Genomic DNA, 19244 nt, shown 5'->3' with positions numbered 1-19244 from the left:
GCTAACTTTTAACTCGTTGCCACAAGCGAACGTCAAATGGGGTATTTCCATTCCCCGGCGTGTCGCAGGGGGCAGTTGAAAGACGCCAAACCTTTAAGGTTTGCACGCCTCGAGACCATGCACAGCCATGAAAAGGACTTAAACTTATGAAGCGCATGAACCGTGCACGCAGGAATGTAGCGCTAAGCATCATCACGCTTGGCACCGTTTTTGCTACCGGCACCTCCGCTTTTGCTGCTGATCCAGTGGCCAGCGTGGACGTTTCCAATGGCTCCTCTGAGCCCCAAGCCACCAACGTCGACAACGCGGGCGTTATCGACGCCGCCGTCGGCCTCGCAAATACCGCCGTTGGTGTACTCAACGGCGATGCCACCCCGAAACTTAGCCAGAATGACTCCGGCGGGGTCAACATCGTCTTAGACCCCTCCTCCGTTCCAGGCCTGGGAGAAGCCTTCACTCCCGAAGGAGACCGCTCCGGCCTCACCCCTGAGCGTGGCAAGGACGCAGCTGGTAATACGGTGGTCTTCCCCACCTCCGGCACGTTGACTTCAGGCTTCGGCATGCGCTGGGGCGCGATGCACAACGGCATCGACGTAGCTAACCCAGTCGGCACCCCGATCCACTCCGTCATGGACGGCACAGTCATTAACTCCGGCCCGGCACAAGGCTTTGGCAACTGGATTCGCATCCAGCACGTCGATGGCAGCATCTCTGTCTACGGCCACATGCCCGCCAACTCGCTGCGCGTCAACGTGGGCGACCACGTTTCGGCCGGCGACCACATTGCGGATATCGGCAGTGAGGGCCACTCCACCGGCCCGCACCTGCACTTCGAAATTCACCCAGGCGGCGGCGCAGCCGTTGACCCAGTGGGCTGGTTCGACGAACGCGGGATTTCGGTCTAGAGCTTTTCCATCGGCACGCCGCCGATGAGCATGAGCCGCACCTTGCCGGAGGAACCAAAGTCCACGGTCACCGTGGCGCGGGCACCGGAACCGGCCGTTTCAATCACGGTTCCGAGCCCGTACTTCGCGTGGTTGACACGGTCTCCTACCGCAAGGTTGAGGTTCTTATTCTTCGGCATGGAATTAGCTGCAGGCTGGCGAGTGCGTTGCGAAGGGGAAGACGTAGCGCGCTGGCCAAACCCAGCACCCCCACCACCGGAATAGCCGCCGCTAGAACCGCGGCGATAGCTCCGGCCATACTGATAGTCATCGGCTCCCCAGGAACCGGTGAGGTCACTATCGGAATCCTCTCGCCGCCAGTCGATGAGATCCTCTGGGATCTCGGCGAGGAAGCGACTGGCGGGATTGGTTACCGGATTGCCCCACGCAGAGCGCAAGATGGCGCGCGTGAGGTACAACTTTTCGCGGGCGCGAGTAATGCCCACATAGGCCAGGCGGCGCTCTTCGCTTAATTCCTTCGGGTTACCCAGCGAGCGCATGTGCGGGAATTGGCCGTCCTCCCAGCCGGCGACAAAGACGACGGGAAACTCCAAGCCCTTCGCCGTATGCAGGGTCATCATGGTTACTACCCCGGTTTCAGAATCCGGAATCTGATCCGCATCCGCAACTAGGGAGACCTTCTCCAAAAAGGCTTGCAACGAGCCCGGCGCGGCTTCGCCTTCTTCTAATAGCTCATTGGGATCGACGGCATCCGCACCAGCGGCGGCCATCTGGTTGGCGGCCTCCGAGGTAAATTCGCGGGCCACGGAGACCAGCTCATTGAGGTTATCAAGACGCGCGCCGTCCTGCGGATCGTTGGAATTTTCTAACTCCGCCTTGTAGCCGGTGGCATCCAGGATGGCGGTGAGCAATTCGCCCAAATCGGGCTGGCCGGTTACCTCATCGCGCATGCCTGGGATTTGTGAGCGGATGCCATCCATCATGTCGTTGAACTTGGTAACGGCATTAACGGCGCGGGTGCCGAGGCCGGGGACGTCGCCCCGGGGGACATCGGCAAGCGCCTTGCCAAAGCTTATCCCCTGGTTTTCCGCGTGCAGGGCAATCTGGCCCTGGGCTTTATCACCAATGGCGCGCTTGGGAACGTTGATGATGCGGCGCAGGCTCACCGTATCGTCCGGGTTATCCATAATACGCAGGTAGGCCACCATATCGCGGATTTCGCGGCGCTCATAAAAGCGCGTTCCGCCAACTACCTTATAGGGAATGCCGGAGCGAATGAAGATATCCTCCAGCGCGCGGGAGGCATTATTGGTCCGGTACATCACGGCGATATCGGAATAGCTGTGGCCCTTATCCGCCAGCGCGTCAATCTCTGCAGCGATAAAGCGGGCTTCATCGTGCTCATTATCCGCCACATACCCCACGATGGATTCGCCATCGCCATGCGCGGTCCACAGGTTTTTCTCCCGGCGATTCTCATTTTTCGCAATAACGGCATTGGCCGCGTTCAAAATGGTCTGCGTGGAGCGGTAGTTTTGCTCCAATAAGATGGTGTGCGCCTGCGGGTAATCGCGCTCGAATTCCTCGATATTGCGGATGGTGGCGCCGCGGAAGGCATAAATGGACTGATCGGAATCGCCCACTACGCACAGCTCTGGGGCATCGGGGCCCAGCTCGCCCTTGCCCACCAACGCTGCTACCAGCGCGTACTGGGCGTGGTTGGTGTCCTGGTACTCATCAATAAGCACGTGCTTAAACCGGCGGCGGTAAAACTCCACCACCTGGCGGTGCTCGGTGAAAATGCGCACTACTTCCCCGATGAGGTCGTCGAAGTCCACCGCATTGGCCGCGCGCAGGCGGCGCTGGTACTCGGCATAGACATCCGCCACGGTTGTTTCAAACGGGTTCTTGGTCTGCTGCGCATTATCCGCCGCCTCAGCTGGGCCCACGAGCTCGTTTTTGTGGTTGGAGATCTGGTTCGCCAGCACGCGCGGGGTGTACTTCTTCAGATCCAGCTGCATGTCCTTGGCAATCATGGAGAGAAGCCGGCGGGCATCGTCGCCATCATAAATGGTGAAGTTGGTATTAAGCCCCGGTACGAGCTGCGCGTTCTGGCGCAAAATGCGCACGCAGATGGAGTGGAAGGTAGATACCCACATGCGCTCGGCCACCGGCCCTACCAAAGAGCCCACGCGCTCTTTCATCTCTGCGGCGGCCTTATTGGTAAAGGTAATGGCGAGGATTTCCCACGGGTTTACCCCGCGGTGGCGCATGAGGTACGCGATGCGGCGGGTAAGCACCGCCGTCTTACCGGAACCGGCACCGGCGACGATAAGCAGGGGCCTGCCGGTATGGGTGACCGCCTCTAATTGCTGCGGGTTCAAACCTTGGGTTAAAGGATCGGATTCCGCGGGCCTGGGCGTGCTGCCAAAAGGATTCTGCTGTTCGGGCTGGCTAGGGGCAAAGCCGCCGCGGGAGGTAGTGCCGGAGGCGGGTTCGCGCGGGGTGGGAGAAGGGCTAAATGGAGAGTTATTCGTCATAATGCCTACCAACCTACTAGCCCCACCGGACATGGCCGGTATTTGCGGCATACACTGCGCTTTCCAAAACCTTGACCAAGTAGCACGATGGCACGGCGAAGTGGCACAATAAGGGACCATGACCGCTGAAGATAATGAATCCATCGTTGACAATGGTTTGGATATCCGCACGCCCACCGGCACGGATGATCCCCTATCTGATGCGGAAATCCAGCAGTATCGCGAGGAAATCAACCGCCTTGACCAAATCATCTTGGATGCCGTCAAGCGCCGCACCGAGGTCTCCCGCGCGGTGGGCCGCACCCGCATGAGCTCCGGAGGCACGCGCTTGGTACACACCCGCGAGATCGCCATCCTCAATGAGTTTCGCGCGGAGCTTGGCGAGGAAGGCCCCACCATCGCCTCTGCTTTGCTGCGCATGGGCCGCGGACGCCTGGGGTAAGGCCACCCTTTCAACCCTCGGATTAATTACGGACTAACCCATACTATGCAGTACGCTTTCGGGGCATGAACGCAGTACTCATCGCCGTCATCGTCATGCTCGCGCTCACCCTCCTGCGCGTGCACGTGGTGGTGGCGCTTTTCATCGGCGCAATCGTCGGCGGCCTGCTATCCGGCATGGGCCTCGATGCCACCATGCTCGCCTTCCAAGACGGTCTTGGCGGCGGCGCCAAGATTGCCCTGAGCTATGCCCTCTTGGGTGCCTTCGCGATGGGTGTTGCCTCCGCTGGACTGCCGCAGATCCTGGCCAACTTTCTCATCGCCAAGCTCGGCGACACCGGCGAATTAGATCCCAAGGCCGCGGCCACCACCAAGTGGATGCTCGTTATTGGCCTTATCGCCATGGCCGTGATGAGCCAGAACCTCATCCCCGTCCACATCGCCTTCATCCCGCTACTCGTCCCGCCGCTATTGGCGGTGATGAATAAGCTCAAGCTGGATCGACGCCTTATCACCACGTGCCTGACCTTCGGCCTTATCACCACCTACATGTTCATTCCGGTGGGCTTCGGGTCCATTTATTTGAACGATATTTTGCTCTTTAATATCGAAGAGGCCGGCCTGGATACCTCCAATATCAATATTATGCAGGTCATGGCCATCCCCGCCCTGGGCATGCTCGCCGGCCTGCTCATCGCGATCTTTATCAGCTACCGCGCCCCGCGCGAGTACGAGGACCGTCCTATTGCCGCCGAAGAGCACCAGGAAACACCCTCGAGGTATAAAATCTGGGTCTCCATACTGGCGATTATTGCCACCTTCGCCGTCCAAATCATCATGCAGGCGCTCGATTTTGAATCCGATGGCCTGCTCGTCGGCGCTTTGACCGGCCTGGGCATCTTGCTCATTTCCGGCGCGGTGGATTGGAAGCACGCCGATGACGTTTTTACCAACGGCATGAAAATGATGGCGCTTATCGGCTTTATCATGATCACCGCGCAGGGCTTTGCCTCCGTCATGACGGCGACGGAGGAAGTCGGCCCGCTTGTCGATGCCACCGCCAACCTCTTTGGCACCAATAAGTTCCTCTCCGCAGGCGCCATGCTCTTAGTCGGCCTGGTGGTCACCATGGGCATCGGCTCGTCCTTTTCCACCCTGCCCATTATCTCCGTAATCTACGTTCCCCTGTGCGCCTCGCTCGGCTTTAGCCCCGCGGCCACAGTGGCGCTCATTGGTACGGCAGGCGCGCTTGGCGATGCCGGCTCCCCCGCCTCCGATTCCACCCTCGGCCCCACCGCCGGCCTCGGCGCCGATGGCCAACACGATCACATCCGTGACTCCGTCATCCCTACCTTTATTCACTTCAATATCCCACTACTTATCGCCGGCTGGGCAGGCGCCCTCATCCTCTAAACGCCACACTCTTCGCGGTGCCGTTGGCACTCATTCTCGACTACGGTGGGAGGGGTACACATTGCCAATGCGCTCGTCGCCAGAAAGGCCAATTGCCATGGATATCACCGCATCGTCCCAGTGGAAAGACCTGGTCAAGGTTTATGAAGAAAAGCAGGACATGCGCCTTCGCGAACTCTTCGCCGCAGACGCAAACCGCGCGGAGAACTACACCTTCGACGCCGCCGGCCTGCACGTGGATTTATCCAAAAACCTCATCGATGACGAAGTCCTCCAGCATCTGGTCGAGGTAGCCCGCACCGCCGATGTGGAAGGCCGCCGCGATGCCATGTTTGCAGGCGAGCATCTCAACAACACCGAAGATCGCGCCGTGCTGCACACCGCCCTGCGGTTGCCGGTAGAAGATGACTTGCACGTCGATGGCCAAGATGTCGCCGCCGATGTCCACGAGGTCTTGGGACGCATGCGCGATTTCGCTACCGCCTTGCGCTCCGGCTCTTGGTTGGGGCATACGGGCCATACCATCAAAAAGGTGGTCAATATCGGCATCGGCGGTTCCGATCTCGGCCCAGCCATGGCCGCACAGGCCCTTCGCTCCTATGAAGTAGCCGGCATTTCCGCAGAGTTCGTCTCCAACGTGGACCCTGCCGATATGGCCGCCACCTTGGACGGGCTCGACGCCGGCTCCACCCTCTTTATCGTTTCCTCCAAGTCCTTTACTACGCAGGAAACCCTGACCAATGCGCACGCGGCCCGCCGTTGGCTCATCGATCAATTCGATGGCGATGAATCCGCCGTAGCTAAGCACTTCGTGGCCGTATCCACCAATGCGGAGCAGGTGGAGAAATTCGGCATCGATACGAACAACATGTTTCCGTTCTGGAATTGGGTGGGCGGGCGCTACTCCCTCGATTCCGCCATTGGCCTGTCCTTGATGTGCACCATTGGCCCGATGGACTTCATGCGCTTGTTGGAAGGCTTCCACGCTATGGATGAGCACTTCCGCACCACCCCGCTAGAGCGCAATGTGCCCGTACTCATGGGCCTGCTGGGCATCTGGTACACCAATTTCTTTGGCGCCCAAACCCACGCTGTCCTGCCCTACTCGCAGGACCTCGGCCGCTTTCCCGCCTACCTGCAGCAGCTGACGATGGAATCTAACGGCAAGTCCGTGCGCCGCGATGGCACCGCAGTGACCACTGGAAATACCGGCGAGATCTACTGGGGCGAGCCGGGCACCAACGGCCAGCATGCCTTCTACCAGCTCATGCACCAAGGCACCCGCCTCATCCCGGCGGACTTCATCGGCTTTGCTCGCCCCAAGGAGGACTTCCCCACCGCGGACGGCACCGGCTCGATGCATGACCTGCTCATGGGCAATTTCTTCGCCCAAACCAAGGTGCTGGCCTTTGGCAAGACGGCCGAAGAAATCGCCGCTGAGGGCGTTGACAAAAGCCTCGTGCCGCACAAGGTGATGCCGGGCAACCGCCCCACCACCACGATTATGGCCGAGGAACTTACTCCCTCCACCCTGGGCGCGCTCATCGCGTTCTACGAGCACATCGTCTTTACCCAGGGCACCATCTGGGATATTAACTCCTTCGACCAGTGGGGCGTGGAGCTGGGCAAGCAGCAGGCCAATGACTTGGCCCCTGCCGTCTCCGGCAGCCAAGAGGTTGATTCCGGCGACCAGTCCACTGATAAGCTCATCGGCTGGTACCGCGCCAACCGTTAGTTCCGGCCCGAGCATGCCCGGGCCCAAGCGCCCCGGGCACGGGCTCCAAAAATGTCCAAAACAACCGCGTTCTTGAAAAATCTGCCCTCAAAAAGAGACAAACGCGGTTGTTTTGGACGCGTCCGTGCCTAAGCACCACAGATCACTAAAGCGCCCGCCCTGAAGTGACGTTTCGCTTCGGGCCAGGCGCTTTCAGGCAAGGTGAATTTACAGCTTCACCATCGGCTGCCAACCGGCTGGGATGTTCTTCGAGCTAACAACCTTGCGGCCGAACGGGAAGCAGGTCACTGGAATCATCTTGAGGTTGGCCCAGGCAACGGGGATACCGATGATGGTAATCGCCTGGATAACGGCGGTAACGACGTGGCCAATGGACAGCCACAGGCCAGCGATGACGAACCAGATGACATTGGAGATGGCAGACATTCCGCCGGTACCCTTGCGTGGTTCAACCACGGAGCGACCGAACGGCCACAGGGCGAACTGGCCCATGCGGAACGAGGCAACGCCCGCAGGAATCGTCACGATGAAGATGCAGGCGATGATGCCGAAGAGGAAGTAGCCCAGCGCAAGAACGATGCCGCCGGAGAGTAGCCAGATGATATTGAATACAAGATTTAGTAGTGATCGCATGCCCGCCAGCTTAGCGCGAAAAGCGTAAAGAAACCTTAGAGCGGCTGGCAGTGCGGGCAGAACCAGATGATGCGCTCTAATTCGCCCTCGTCCCCACCGCGATCAACGCCGCCCAGGGAATCCTTCTGGATGATGGTGCCGCAACGCAGACAGCGCTTGCGATTGCGCCCAAAAACATAGGTAGTCTCCCCGGCGCGGCGCACGCCGGTGGTCACGCGGATGGGCGAGTTGCGGTTGGCCCACATGATGCGCTTGCCGATGTCCACTACCTGTTCCACATCCACCTCTGCCACCGGGGTGGCCGGGTGAACGCCGGCGAGGAAGCAGATTTCGGCGCGGTATTCATTGCCAATGCCCGCAACGACCTTCTGGTCCAAAAGCGCCGTGCCGATGCTCCGATCGGGTCGCGCGCGTAAACGGCGCAGCGCCTCCTCGCGGTCCCAGTCGGGATCCAAGATATCCGGCCCAAAGTGCGCGATGCGGCTAAAGTATTGATCCGCGTCGAAGATATCGACAAAGCCCAACCAGTGGCCTACGAGTTCAATATCGCGCGGGGAATGAGCCAGTTGCAGCACGATGCGCGCGCTATGGCCGGGCTTGCGCCAGCGGTCGCCGGCGTAGTGGATGGCCCAGGTGCCCTCCATCTTTAGGTGGGTATGCACGATGGTCTGGTCGAATTGCACGAAGAGGTGCTTGCCATAGGGCCACACGCGCTCACAGATGGTGCCGGTGAGGTTTACGGTAGCGTGCTGCGGCACGCGGACGGAACAGCCGGTGACCTCGCGCCCGGTCATAAACTGCAGGCGGCGCGAAAGTTGTAGGACGGAATCGCCTTCGGGCATGGGGGGATGGCCTCCTTCCGTGGGCCTCAGACACAGTGGCTCCACCAAAATACACCTGCGGGCGTGTAGCGCTAGCGACGGTATCCACCGCGCGGGCGGAAGCCACCGGAATTGCGGGGTGGCGGAGGCGGGGGCGGCTCGTCGAAGCTGAGCTCCTCGATGGCCTCGGAGGCACGCCTGCCGCCGCGCAGGCCACCACGCGAGTCATCGCGTGAGTCCTCCGGTGAGCCGTCCCGCGCCCCGCGGCGCGGAACGCGCGGCTCACGCGGCGGCGCAGCCTGCCCGGCAATGCGTATGCCCTTTGGGGTAATTCCTGCCCCGAGCGAGCGCAGGATATTAGCCGCTGGGGTGTGGTGGATGGGGTTGCCATTGCACTTTTCAATCACCAGGGGCGACATGTGCCCGGCGGCGATGAGTTCTACGAGCGCGGACAGGAGGCGGGCGTAGACGTCGGTGGTCTCGATTCCATCGGGCAGGGCGTCGATGAACGTGGTCAAGGTCTTGCCGCCGCGGGTGAGGTGGGCGATGGGGAGGCCATCGCACAGCACGACCAGTGCCCCGGCGGAGCGGGCCGGCCCGCCGGTGGCTTTGCCATCGGCATCGTCGCGCTGCGGCCACGGCAACGCCGCACCGTAGGGATTAGCGGGATCCACGGCGGCGAGCACGAAGGTTTCTGGATCGGTGGTGCCAGACGGCCAGCCGGTGACATCGGGGGAATCCGCCAGGCCGCGGAGGCGATCGATAATGGCCGGGGTGGAAAATTGCGCGGCGCCGAGATCCTCAATGACATAGCCGCGCATGGCCTTGCCGGATTCCTCAAAGCCGGAAAGCACCTTATAGGCCAGCGCGAAGCCGCCCAGAACGTCTTCTGCCACCACGGAACCGCGGGTGACCACACCGTAGCGATCCAGCCAGGCCTCGCCGTGTGCCACGGACCGCGAGGTGGCATCCTGGGCAGCGGGCACCGCCAGCGACCAGCGGCCGAGCATATCGGGCGGGGTCTGGCCGGCTCCTCCGTTGGCATTTTGGGTCTGGGCGAACGAGGTGCGGCCCATGCGCAGCCGCGAGCGCGTGGGGCGCCGTTTGGAGCGGTGGGCGGTAGAACCGCGGCCAGCGCGGGAGGCCCCTCTTCCACCTGACGATAAGCGCGTGCGGATGGGCGCGAAGGAATCCGGGCTGGCCAGGCCCATTTCCACCAGGCCCCAGAGGGCCTCGCGGGTTTCCTCGGCGGTACCGGGGACCTCGGCGGCGATATCGGAAAAGAGGAAGCCGCCGCCGCGCTCGAGCACGCTTAAAATGGCGCGCTGCAACATGCTTACGCCCTCCGGATCGGTTTCGGGGGCGAGCTGGGCGGCGTAATCGGTAGGCAGCAGCATCACCCACGGATCGGCAGCCCCGGCCTTTCCGGCACCGAGGATCATCACCTCGCCATTGGCGGTTAGCTCATCTAGCATGCGGGGCGAATAATCCCCCACGCGGGCGGGCAGGATGATGGATTCCCAGGCAGAAGCCGGCAGGCGTACCCCGGCGAGCTGTTCGATAGCAGAAAATACTCCATCGGCTCCGCGCAGCGCGGGCCGCTTCCCGGCGGGCGCGATGCCATGCCATTCCGGGAGGAAGCGAGCGAAGGCGGCACCAGAGACCGGCTCGGTATCCGCGCGCGCAGCCGCAAGCGAGCGCGAGCGAATGGTCTTTAATACCTCGGCGGCACAGTACTCCTGCTCCTCGATACCCTGCCGGTAATGCCCCTCCACGATCGAATCCAGGCCAGCCAGGGTGGTGTGTGCAGCGGAGATGGAAATGCCGAAGGCAGCGGTTAAGTCCGCGATCACGAACGGGCCGCGGGTGCGCGCCCAGCGGCTGATGAGCTGTGGGAGGGCATCGGCAAGCGTGGCGACCTGGGCGGGGATGCCGGGAGGAATAGGGACACCGAGGGCATCGCGAAGCAGCGCCGCATCCTGGGACTGGGCAAGGTGCTCGCGCCCGCCGATGCGCACCCGCATAATCCGCGAGCCCAGGTTATCCAGGGCGGCCAGGGGAACATCCGTATGCTCGCCCAACTCCTCGACCGGGATGGGGCCCAGCACGCGCAGGAGATCCGCGACCTCCTCGGTGGTGCGCGCCCGGCGCGAAGGAGCGGTGCGCTGCAGCTGGGCATGGACCTCATCGATGATCGCGGGATCCAAAAGCTCGCGCAGCTCCACCGTACCGAGCAGCTTGGCCAAAAGCGCCGGGTCAAGGGCAAGGGCCGCCGCCCGCTTTTCCGCCAGCGGGGAATCGCCCTCGTACATGAAGGCGCCGGTGTAATTAAAGAGCAGCGACGAGGCAAAGGGCGATGGTTGATCCGTGGTGACCTCCGCAATGCGCACGCGGCGGTGCCCCAAATCGCGCATGACCTCCTGCAGTGCCGGGACATCATAGACATCCTGCACGCACTCGCGCACCGTTTCCAAAATGATGGGAAAGGACGGGTACTTGCGGGCAACATCCAAAAGCTGCTCGGCGCGCTGGCGCTGCTGCCACAGCGGAGCGCGCTTGCCGGGATTGCGCCGGGGAAAAAGCAGCGCGCGGGCCGCGCACTCGCGGAAGCGGGAGGCAAAAAGCGCGGAATTGCCCACCTGCTCGGCCACGACATCGGCAATATCGTCGGCGTCGAAGGCAAAAATCGTGCCATCGGGATCGGCCTCGCCCTCGGGCAGGCGCAGCACGATGCCATCATCGCCGGCCACCGCCTGCGGGTCCATGCCGGTGCGCTCCCCCACGCGCGCGCCTACCGCCAGGGCCCAGGCGGAGTTGACCGGCCGGCCAAAGGGCGTGTGCAGCACCACGCGCCAGTCCCCCAGCTCATCCTTGAAGCGCTCGAGCACGAGCGTCTTTTCATCCGGAATAATGCCGGTGGCCTCCTGCTGTTCGCGCAGGTAGGACAAGATATTACTGCGGGCATTGTCATCAGCATCCGCGATAATGCCCGGGTCCGTATTCACCTCACGGCGGTACTCGCCCAAGGCCTGGCCCAGCTCATAGGGGCGCCCGGCGCCATCGCCATTCCAAAACGGCAGCCGGCCCGTATGCCCCGGCGCGGGCGTAACTAGAACCTGATCGCGGGTAATCTCCTCGATGCGCCAGCTGGTCGCGCCCAGGGTAAAGACATCGCCCACGCGGGATTCGTAGACCATCTCCTCATCAAGCTCGCCCACCCGGCGCGGGGCCTTCCCGGACTCCCCACCGCTATAGAGGAAGACACCAAACATTCCCCTATCCGGGATGGTGCCACCACTGGTCACGGCCACGCGCTGCGCCCCCGGGCGCGGGGTCATCACGCCTGATACGCGGTCATACACCACGCGGGGTTTTAGCTCCGCGAAATCCGTGGATGGGTAAACGCCACTGACCAGGTCGATCACGGAATCATAGACCTCACGGGCCAGCTCGCGGTAGGGGTGGCTGCGCTTGACGATGTCATACCAGTCATCCGCGCTTAAGCCCTCCTCGCCCGCTGCGGCTACCGCCGCCACGGTCTGCTGCGCGAGCACATCCAGTGGGTTGCGCGGGGTATGCATCTTCTCAATCATCCCGCCGCGCATGCGCGCAACCGTCAGCGTGGATTGCACCAGGTCCGCGCGGTGCTTGGGATAAAACGCGCCGTGTGATACCGCTCCCACATGGTGCCCGGCGCGGCCCACGCGCTGCAGGCCCGAGGCCACCGAGGGCGGCGATTCCACCTGCACCACCAAATCCACCGCGCCCATATCGATGCCCAACTCCAGCGAGCTCGTGGCCACCACGGCCTTAAGCGTGCCTTCCTTCAGCATCGTTTCCGTCATGGCGCGCTCGTCCTTGGACACCGAGCCGTGGTGCGCCCGCGCGATGACCGCCGGCGCTTTGCCCGCAACATGAGAGTGCGCCATCAGCTGGGCGGGATCGCGCCGGGTTTCCGGTGAGAGCGAATCCGGGTCGTATTCCTGCGCGTAAAGCTCGTTAAGCCGGCTGGTCAGGCGCTCAGCGCTGCGCCGCGAATTTACAAAGACCAGCGTGGAGCGATGCGCCATAATATCCGCATAAAGGTCCTGGGTAATAAACGGCCAGATGGAATTCGCGGTGGGCAGCGCGGTATCTTCTTCCCCGCCGAAGTCTTCCATGCCGTCCCCGCTGCCTTCCGGCCCACCGGTAATACCGATGGCATCATCGACGGTGAGCTCCCCAATGGTCGAGCCCGCCTCCGGCGTGGGGAGATCCGACATATCCTCTACCGGCACGCGCACATCCAAGTCCCACTTCTTGTGCGCTTCCGGCGCCACGATTTCCACCGGGCGGTTGCCGCCCAAGAAATCCGAGACGGCCGAAAGCGGGCGCACCGTGGCAGAAAGCCCAATGCGTTGAAAATCCCCCGCAATTTCTTGCAGGCGCTCCAGGGTCAGGGCGAGATGGGCGCCGCGCTTGGTGCCGGCCAGCGCGTGGATTTCATCGATGATGACGGTATCGACGGTTTTCAAAATCCCCGCCGCCTTCGAGGTAAGCATCAAATACGCCGATTCCGGGGTGGTAATGAGGATATCCGGCGGCTTGCGTACTTGCCGCGAGCGCTCTGCCGAGGGCGTATCGCCCGAACGCACGCCTACGGAAATATTCGGCGCCTCCAGACCCAGCTTTTCCGCGGTGCGCGCAATGCCGGTCAGCGGCGCCCGCAGGTTGTTTTCCACGTCCACGCCCAGCGCTTTTAGCGGCGAGATATACAGCACCCGCACGCCGGTGGCGGAGCCTGCGGCGTTTCCTACCGGCAGGGCCAGTTGTCCTTCGCGTTCCACCAGGTTATTCAGCGCCCATAAAAACGCCGCGAGCGTCTTACCAGAACCCGTGGGGGCAACCATCAGTGCGTGGTCACCGCGGGAAATCTTGTCCCAGGCCTGGGCCTGTACCGCGGTGGGAGCGGCAAAAACGTCCTGGAACCACCGCGCCACTTGGGGGCGAAAGCGCTCAAGGATGTTTTCTGGCATGACCACACTCTAGTCCCCGTTGTAATGTGGGCACCATGACCGTCGAGATTTCTGATTCCCGCCTGACCAATTCGCTCGCCCAAGGCTGCGGCGAGATTTTAAAGGGCGTGCGCAATGGTGGCCTGCTGCGGGGCCTTTCGCTTGGCGATGCCGGCGATGACGCCGCCCAAGAATGGATCGCTCGCGTATTAGAACAGCACCGGCCCGGCGATGGCGTGCTCTCTGAGGAGGCCTCCGATGATCTCGCCCGGCTAAAAAAGAAGCGCGTTTGGATCGTGGACCCGCTTGACGGCACCAAGGAATTTGCCACCGGCCGCCAGGACTGGGCGGTACACATCGCCCTCGTTGAGGATGGCACCCCAGTCCACGCCGCGGTGGGCCTGCCGGACTACGGAGTGACCTTTAAGTCCTCTGATGTGCGCGCCGTTGCCGGCCCGCTATCCAAGAAATTCGTCATCTCCCGCAATCGCCCGCCCAAGGTGGCCGGCTATATCGCAGAAAAGATGGGTTACGAGACCGAGGGCATAGGCTCTGCCGGTGCTAAGGCCATGCACGTGTTGCTTGGTGATTATGACGGTTATATTCACGCCGGCGGCCAATACGAATGGGACCAGGCCGCCCCGGTCGGCGTTGCCATGGCAGCCGGCCTGCACTGCTCCCGCCTCGATGGCAGCCCCATTACCTTCAATAACGAGGACACCTTCATCCCCGATCTGCTCATCTGCCGCCCCGAGCTCAAAGACGAGATTCTAGAGCACGCAGCGGCCTTTGCCGAGGAGAATGGCGGCTTCTAAACTGGTGCCTATGATTGAGACTCCTTATGAGGATCTCCTCCGCCGCGTCCTCGAAGAAGGCACGGCCAAAGGCGATCGCACCGGCACCGGCACGCGCTCCATTTTCGGCGCGCAGCTGCGCTATAATTTGGCGGAATCCTTCCCTCTGCTAACCACGAAGAAAGTCTACTTTCGCGGAATCATTGGCGAGCTGCTGTGGTTCCTGCGCGGTGATTCCAATGTGAAATTCCTGCAGGATAATAACGTGCGCATTTGGAACGAGTGGGCCGATGAGAATGGCGATTTGGGCCCGGTCTACGGTGTGCAGTGGCGCTCCTGGCCCACCCCGGATGGGAGCCACATCGACCAAATTCAGCAGGCGCTCGATACTCTAAAGAACAACCCGGACTCGCGCCGCAACCTGGTCTCCGCGTGGAATGTATCTGAGCTCGACCAGATGGCGCTTATGCCTTGCCACCTGCTCTTCCAGCTCTACGTGGCCAATGACACGCTGTCGCTACAGGTCTACCAGCGCTCGGCGGATATGTTCCTGGGCGTGCCCTTCAATATTGCCTCCTATGCGGCGCTGACCCACATGTTTGCCCAGCAGGCTAGCCTCAAGGTGGGCGATCTCATCTGGACCGGCGGCGATTGCCATATCTACAACAACCACGTAGAGCAGGTACAGCAGCAGCTGTCCCGCGAGCCGCGCGAGTACCCGCAGCTTAAACTCAACAAGGCGAAGGACCTCTTCTCCTATGACTTCGCCGATTTTGAGGTGCAAGGCTACGACCCGCACCCGGCCATCAAGGCGCAGGTGTCGGTCTAATGCTCGGCGCGATCTGGGCGCAGTCCCTGGACGGCATCATCGGCGATGGCGCGCAGATGCCCTGGCACGTGCCGGAGGACCTCAAGCACTTCAAGGACGTCACCATGGGCGCGCCGGTCATCATGGGCCGCAAGACTTGGGAATCCCTCAACCCCAAGTTCCGCCCCCTGCCCGGCCGGGAGAATTACGTGCTCTCCTCGCGCGCGCCCGGTACGTGGTCAGCTGGTGCTACGGTGGGCAGGACGATGCCCGCGCTTGCCGATGCCTGGGTCATCGGCGGCGGCCAAATCTACACCGCCGCCTTGGACCAGGTGGACCGCATCGAGGTCACTCTCATGGGCGTAAACATCGGCGATATCTATGGCGAGGATGCCGTCTTTGCCCCGGATATCCCCGATACGTTTGGCTTGGCCTACAGCACGGATTGGCTTACCTCTGACAAAGGGCATTTAGAGCTTCCCGAGCAGCCGGCCAGCGAGCTACCCATGAAGTACCGCTTTTTAACTTACGATAGAAAGGACGCAGCCTAATGACTGTACAAGCACCCGAAACCAACGCCGATGTCACCATCTTCTACGCCGACTGGTGCCCATTTTGCGCCAAGCTCATCAAGAACTTGGACCGCACCGAAACCCCATACGAGCTCGTGGACGTAGAAGGCGATAACGCCGACGACATCAACGAGTGGATCAAGTCCGTCAACGACGGCAACCGCATCATCCCCACCGTCTTGTATTCCGACGGCACCCACGAGACCAACCCGCCCGCATCCTCCGTGCGCAACAAGCAGGAAGAGTTGGCAGGCGCCTAAATCTCATAGCTAAGGCTGCTTGCTCGCCCGATCTATACAAATTGCCGCGCACGCAGCCTTTTGGGGCGCACTCGCGCCCCACTGCTATGATGATCCAAGTTGCATGAGCAACATCCCCGCCCCAGTAGCTCAGGGGATAGAGCACGGCTCTCCTAAAGCCGGTGTCGGAAGTTCGAATCTTCTCTGGGGCACCATTTTGTACCCCTCTGACCTGCATCAGAGGGGTAAATTTTCCACGCTTCTCCTTATTGACCCCGAGTATCAAAATACTAAGGGCGTCGAAATTGTTTTTGATACGGTTTAGTCATGAGCCAGACGCGTCCGCACAACATTGGCATCGTACTTTTTGACGGGTTCGAGTTACTCGATGTTTTTGGCCCCGCAGAAGTACTTGCAAATACACCAGGACTTGAAGTCAACTATCTGTCAAAACATGACACCCCGGTAAGCAGCGCTCAAGGCGTACGCATAGTTCCGACAATGCGTTTTGAATCTTTCTCTGGAGATACTCTGCTTGTGCCAGGAGGACGCGGTACACGCTCACTTGTTCAAGATCCAGAATTCCTCCGCCAGCTAGCCGCCCTTGCAAGCTCGGCAGACATCATCACCTCAGTTTGTACTGGGTCGGCACTACTCGCCGCTGCGGGCTTATTAGAAAACCACACCGCTACCACCAATAAAAACGCGTTCGACTGGGTTAGGACGCACGGCCAGAAAATTGAATGGAAAAAGCAAGCTCGATGGGTCCACGACGGCAATCTCTGGACATCATCCGGTGTGGCGGCAGGAATTGATATGGCGGTGGCCTTCATTACTCACTTCTTCGGTGAAGAAACAGCATCCTCTATCACCAATCATATTGAGCTCATCGTCAACAACGATCCTAATAATGATCCGTTTTCAGTCTAAGTTTTAACAGCAAACGAACTCAATAGAGCCTGACCCCGGGAAGTGGAGACATCGAGGGGTCAGGCCCCTCAGTCCTTAAACTATTGAGCGTAAACCAAGGCTGCATATTTTTGAGCTGATCCAAAGTTAAGCTAAAGTTACTACCGTTAATTTTGCAGGTGAGCGAGTGTTTTACACCACGCTCACTCACACCATCCGCCGTACAGAAAGGTACTCACAGATGATTACCACTATTCTTACCGGGCTATTGGCTGCAAGCACTGGTTTAACCGGCCCCAGCACTCCAACCGCAGAAGCGTCCCCCGCAGCCCAGCACCAAGAACACGCGGCCACGGCTACTCCTGATAGCGATACTTCTGACGTGCAGGCGCTTATCGATGATGCCCAAGACCAAGCCGGCTACGAATTCATTACTGTGCGCTACGACGGAGAATTTGCGCATATCGCTTTGGACCCCGAAACCTACAACCCGGATAGCGATAGGGCAACATTTGAAGCCGTGTCCAAGTTGCTCACTGAGAAGGGTTATGAGGTCACTGCAGTTCTCTAAACCGTCTGCCTCTACTGCCTAGCAGAGGCTTTATCCTCTGTTTCGTTGCCGTTCTGTGCTGCAGCACTGCGCACCCGAAGTGCACCGATAAAGCCCAGCGCAAGGAAGGCGGTAGCGGCAACGAGCGACCACTGCGCGGCGTCGGTCAGGCCTTCACTTAAGGCCTGCACCACTGCCCCAGTCTGCTCACCGAACGGGCCGTTCCCGCCCTGTTCACGCAGCTGCGCAATGCTCGAGCCTGCGGATTGCCGGGTTGCTTCGGCAATGCTGTCGGCGCTGGTGCCGGTGATTGCGGCATCGTCAAGCGCCTTCGGCAGCGTAATCGCTAGCGCAGCCGACAAGACCGAACCAGACCGCCGTACCCAGCGAAGAACCAATCTGGCGCACGGTGCTCTGCGTTGCAGAGGCTTGCCCGGAATCCTCGACGGGAATATCCCGCAGCACCGTGCCGGTCAGCTGCGCCGAGGCGAATCCAAGGCCCAAGCCATACAAGGTCAGCGGCGCGGCGATGATCCAACCATTCGTATCTGGCCCCATAAACAGGACGAGGATAAGAACACCGACGACTTCCAAGCCGAGCCCGATAAGCACGGTGCCAGGCGCCCCGAAACGCGCCGCGACGCGGCGGGCTGCCGCACCGGAGAAGAATACACCGATTGCCATGGCTGCAAGCACAAGGCCCGCCGACATCGTGCTGAGGTCCAACGCATTAATCAGGTACAGCGGCAGCACGAAGATGATGGCGAACTCGCCGATAGCTACCGCACCAGCGGTGATATTGCCCCACGAGAACGTGGAATAAGAAAACAATCCAAGGTCCAACAGCGCCGAGCGGTGCCCCCCGCTCGCGGTGCTTTTCCCACCGGATAAACAGCGTGAAGCCCACGGCTGAAATCGCGAGCGCCACCGGCACCGGTGAAATAGCCGCATTTTCTGACCACGTCCAGCCAAAGAAACTGAATGAGGATTTGGGGCTCCCACCAGCCTAGGGCGGGCCCTCGATAATCGCAAAGACTAGGACACCCACTCCGTCAGCGCACCACCGGCAAGCGGCCCGACCGCTGCCGCACCCGAAATCACCGCACCCCACACGCCAAACGCTGCTGCACGATACTTTCCACGGAATACGGCATTAACCGCGGAAAGCGTCGATGGCATGATGAACGCAGCACCGATTGCCCGCACGGCGCGCGCGGAGATCAGAGTGGCGGTGGAGGTAGAAAATCCCGCCAATACACTGCCGCCCACAAATATTGTTAGGACCGCAGGAAGGCGCGCTTGCAGACCTAGGTATCAACAATCTTGCCCGTCGACAGCAGCAGCGCCGCCAACAAAACCGCATAGAGGCTGTTGACCCACTGCGCCTGCGTCAGGTTGAGCTGCAGGTCAGTGATGATCGATGGCAATGCCACGCCGACGATGGTGCCATCAAGAACGATGATGCCCAGTCCGACGGAAAGGACCGCCAGGCTAATCCAATCGCGGCGAGTAGGCGCCGTGACGTTTTCTTGTGCGCTGTACTCGCTCATAGTTAGGCGTTCACCGAAGCTTTGGTGCTACCGTCATCTGGCTCCTTGATGGCCCGGCCCAAATTCACGAGGAAGACCGTCAGGCCCACCGTGATGAAGATGTGACCCAAACCTGCGATGCCGGAAATCATCTCATTGGATTCCTTGCCCAGCACCGTCAATATGCCGTGCGAAATTTGCATGCCGACGGTGAGCACCACGCCTACGTTGTACAGCCAGAAGAACGAGTTGAATAGCTGCCGGTGCCGCGAGAGTGCGAAGACGGGCCCGACCCCCGGAAAGTGGACACATCGGGGGTTAACTATGCGACTTTAGCTAGTATAGCTGAAGTCTCGGCTTC

19 protein-coding genes and 1 tRNA gene are annotated in these 19244 nt (G+C 60.9%); 11 read left to right on the top strand and 9 right to left on the bottom strand.

The features are described from left to right. Positions 1-146 precede the first annotated feature (146 nt). Positions 147-905 (top strand): M23 family metallopeptidase, encoded by a 759-nt coding sequence (locus tag ABRP86_RS05690; protein ID WP_284771812.1) that lies wholly within the window; start codon positions 147-149, stop codon positions 903-905. On the opposite strand, the gene pcrA is transcribed toward ABRP86_RS05690, so the two are convergent. Continuing rightward, the gene (pcrA, locus tag ABRP86_RS05685) at positions 902-3445 is read right to left on the bottom strand and encodes a DNA helicase PcrA (protein ID WP_349862973.1); all 2544 of its coding nucleotides are present in this window, start codon (positions 3443-3445) and stop codon (positions 902-904) included. The two genes, ABRP86_RS05690 and pcrA, sit on opposite strands and share 4 nt — an antisense overlap. A gap of 118 nt (positions 3446-3563) precedes the next feature. On the opposite strand from pcrA, the gene ABRP86_RS05680 reads away from it, so the two are divergent. The 3 genes from ABRP86_RS05680 to pgi all read left to right on the top strand — a co-directional run bounded on the left by ABRP86_RS05680 (position 3564) and on the right by pgi (position 7034). Continuing rightward, positions 3564-3887: a chorismate mutase gene (locus ABRP86_RS05680; protein WP_005279891.1), complete on the top strand. Its 324-nt coding sequence runs from the start codon at positions 3564-3566 to the stop codon at positions 3885-3887. Positions 3888-3952: 65 nt separating this feature from the next. After that, positions 3953-5299 carry a Na+/H+ antiporter family protein gene (locus ABRP86_RS05675; protein WP_349862971.1) on the top strand — a complete coding sequence of 449 codons (1347 nt, stop codon included), beginning with the start codon at positions 3953-3955 and terminating at the stop codon, positions 5297-5299. A 97-nt stretch (positions 5300-5396) separates the two neighbouring features. After that, entirely contained in the window at positions 5397-7034 is a 1638-nt protein-coding gene (gene pgi / locus ABRP86_RS05670; protein WP_349862969.1) for a glucose-6-phosphate isomerase, read from the top strand. Between the two features lie 207 nt (positions 7035-7241). Here the strand turns inward: pgi and ABRP86_RS05665 are convergent, their stop codons facing one another. From ABRP86_RS05665 to ABRP86_RS05655, 3 genes are all read right to left on the bottom strand, one after another. Next, a complete protein-coding gene (locus ABRP86_RS05665) occupies positions 7242-7667 on the bottom strand; it encodes a YccF domain-containing protein (RefSeq protein ID WP_023025916.1) in 426 nt (141 codons plus the stop codon). A 35-nt stretch (positions 7668-7702) separates the two neighbouring features. Continuing rightward, complete coding sequence (locus ABRP86_RS05660) at positions 7703-8509, bottom strand: DNA-formamidopyrimidine glycosylase family protein (protein ID WP_349862967.1); 807 nt, start codon at positions 8507-8509, stop codon at positions 7703-7705. 71 nt (positions 8510-8580) lie between these two features. After that, a complete protein-coding gene (locus tag ABRP86_RS05655; protein WP_349862966.1) occupies positions 8581-13503 on the bottom strand; it encodes an Lhr family ATP-dependent helicase in 4923 nt (1640 codons plus the stop codon). 35 nt (positions 13504-13538) lie between these two features. Here ABRP86_RS05655 and ABRP86_RS05650 point away from each other — a divergent pair, with 35 nt between their 5' ends. From ABRP86_RS05650 to ABRP86_RS05620, 7 genes are all read left to right on the top strand, one after another. Beyond that, positions 13539-14297, top strand: coding sequence for a 3'(2'),5'-bisphosphate nucleotidase CysQ (locus ABRP86_RS05650; RefSeq protein ID WP_349862964.1), 759 nt, complete (start codon positions 13539-13541; stop codon positions 14295-14297). A 1-nt stretch (position 14298) separates the two neighbouring features. Beyond that, positions 14299-15105 (top strand): thymidylate synthase, encoded by an 807-nt coding sequence (locus ABRP86_RS05645; RefSeq protein WP_349863054.1) that lies wholly within the window; start codon positions 14299-14301, stop codon positions 15103-15105. Continuing rightward, entirely contained in the window at positions 15105-15635 is a 531-nt protein-coding gene (locus ABRP86_RS05640; RefSeq protein ID WP_284641629.1) for a dihydrofolate reductase, read from the top strand. Before ABRP86_RS05645 ends, ABRP86_RS05640 begins: the two co-directional genes overlap by 1 nt. Then, the gene (locus ABRP86_RS05635) at positions 15635-15916 is read left to right on the top strand and encodes a glutaredoxin domain-containing protein (protein WP_005279878.1); all 282 of its coding nucleotides are present in this window, start codon (positions 15635-15637) and stop codon (positions 15914-15916) included. Before ABRP86_RS05640 ends, ABRP86_RS05635 begins: the two co-directional genes overlap by 1 nt. A 118-nt stretch (positions 15917-16034) precedes the next feature. Next, positions 16035-16110 (top strand) — tRNA-Arg (locus tag ABRP86_RS05630). A gap of 112 nt (positions 16111-16222) precedes the next feature. Next, on the top strand, positions 16223-16825 hold the full coding sequence (locus ABRP86_RS05625) for a DJ-1/PfpI family protein (protein WP_349862962.1): 603 nt from the start codon (positions 16223-16225) through the stop codon (positions 16823-16825). A gap of 220 nt (positions 16826-17045) precedes the next feature. Continuing rightward, a complete protein-coding gene (locus tag ABRP86_RS05620) occupies positions 17046-17375 on the top strand; it encodes a malonyl-CoA-ACP transacylase (protein ID WP_349862961.1) in 330 nt (109 codons plus the stop codon). A gap of 11 nt (positions 17376-17386) precedes the next feature. On the opposite strand, the gene ABRP86_RS05615 is transcribed toward ABRP86_RS05620, so the two are convergent. The 5 genes from ABRP86_RS05615 to ABRP86_RS05595 form a co-directional block, all read right to left on the bottom strand. Further along, entirely contained in the window at positions 17387-17716 is a 330-nt protein-coding gene (locus ABRP86_RS05615; protein ID WP_349862960.1) for a hypothetical protein, read from the bottom strand. Next, positions 17676-18185: an MFS transporter gene (locus tag ABRP86_RS05610; protein WP_349862958.1), complete on the bottom strand. Its 510-nt coding sequence runs from the start codon at positions 18183-18185 to the stop codon at positions 17676-17678. Before ABRP86_RS05610 ends, ABRP86_RS05615 begins: the two co-directional genes overlap by 41 nt. 204 nt (positions 18186-18389) lie before the next feature. Beyond that, a complete protein-coding gene (locus tag ABRP86_RS05605) occupies positions 18390-18623 on the bottom strand; it encodes an MFS transporter (protein WP_349862956.1) in 234 nt (77 codons plus the stop codon). 38 nt (positions 18624-18661) lie between these two features. Then, complete coding sequence (locus ABRP86_RS05600) at positions 18662-18904, bottom strand: hypothetical protein (RefSeq protein WP_349862955.1); 243 nt, start codon at positions 18902-18904, stop codon at positions 18662-18664. A gap of 2 nt (positions 18905-18906) precedes the next feature. Continuing rightward, complete coding sequence (locus tag ABRP86_RS05595; RefSeq protein WP_349863052.1) at positions 18907-19209, bottom strand: DUF2871 family protein; 303 nt, start codon at positions 19207-19209, stop codon at positions 18907-18909. Positions 19210-19244: the final 35 nt, after the last annotated feature.

Source organism: Corynebacterium sp. KPL3927 (assembly GCF_040225835.1).
Taxonomy (GTDB): domain Bacteria; phylum Actinomycetota; class Actinomycetes; order Mycobacteriales; family Mycobacteriaceae; genus Corynebacterium.
Note: the sequence above shows the minus strand (reverse complement) of the source record. Positions and strands in the feature narration are given on the sequence as shown.

Excerpts from the sequence above, each read along its gene's own strand:
- ABRP86_RS05690 (WP_284771812.1), top strand. The coding sequence starts at position 147 with ATGAAGCGCATGAACCGTGCACGCAGGAATGTAGCGCTAAGCATCATC.
- pcrA (WP_349862973.1), bottom strand. The coding sequence starts at position 3,445 with ATGACGAATAACTCTCCATTTAGCCCTTCTCCCACCCCGCGCGAACCC.
- ABRP86_RS05680 (WP_005279891.1), top strand. The coding sequence starts at position 3,564 with ATGACCGCTGAAGATAATGAATCCATCGTTGACAATGGTTTGGATATC.
- ABRP86_RS05675 (WP_349862971.1), top strand. The coding sequence starts at position 3,953 with ATGAACGCAGTACTCATCGCCGTCATCGTCATGCTCGCGCTCACCCTC.
- pgi (WP_349862969.1), top strand. The coding sequence starts at position 5,397 with ATGGATATCACCGCATCGTCCCAGTGGAAAGACCTGGTCAAGGTTTAT.
- ABRP86_RS05665 (WP_023025916.1), bottom strand. The coding sequence starts at position 7,667 with ATGCGATCACTACTAAATCTTGTATTCAATATCATCTGGCTACTCTCC.
- ABRP86_RS05660 (WP_349862967.1), bottom strand. The coding sequence starts at position 8,509 with ATGCCCGAAGGCGATTCCGTCCTACAACTTTCGCGCCGCCTGCAGTTT.
- ABRP86_RS05655 (WP_349862966.1), bottom strand. The coding sequence starts at position 13,503 with ATGCCAGAAAACATCCTTGAGCGCTTTCGCCCCCAAGTGGCGCGGTGG.
- ABRP86_RS05650 (WP_349862964.1), top strand. The coding sequence starts at position 13,539 with ATGACCGTCGAGATTTCTGATTCCCGCCTGACCAATTCGCTCGCCCAA.
- ABRP86_RS05640 (WP_284641629.1), top strand. The coding sequence starts at position 15,105 with ATGCTCGGCGCGATCTGGGCGCAGTCCCTGGACGGCATCATCGGCGAT.
- ABRP86_RS05635 (WP_005279878.1), top strand. The coding sequence starts at position 15,635 with ATGACTGTACAAGCACCCGAAACCAACGCCGATGTCACCATCTTCTAC.
- ABRP86_RS05625 (WP_349862962.1), top strand. The coding sequence starts at position 16,223 with ATGAGCCAGACGCGTCCGCACAACATTGGCATCGTACTTTTTGACGGG.
- ABRP86_RS05620 (WP_349862961.1), top strand. The coding sequence starts at position 17,046 with ATGATTACCACTATTCTTACCGGGCTATTGGCTGCAAGCACTGGTTTA.
- ABRP86_RS05600 (WP_349862955.1), bottom strand. The coding sequence starts at position 18,904 with ATGAGCGAGTACAGCGCACAAGAAAACGTCACGGCGCCTACTCGCCGC.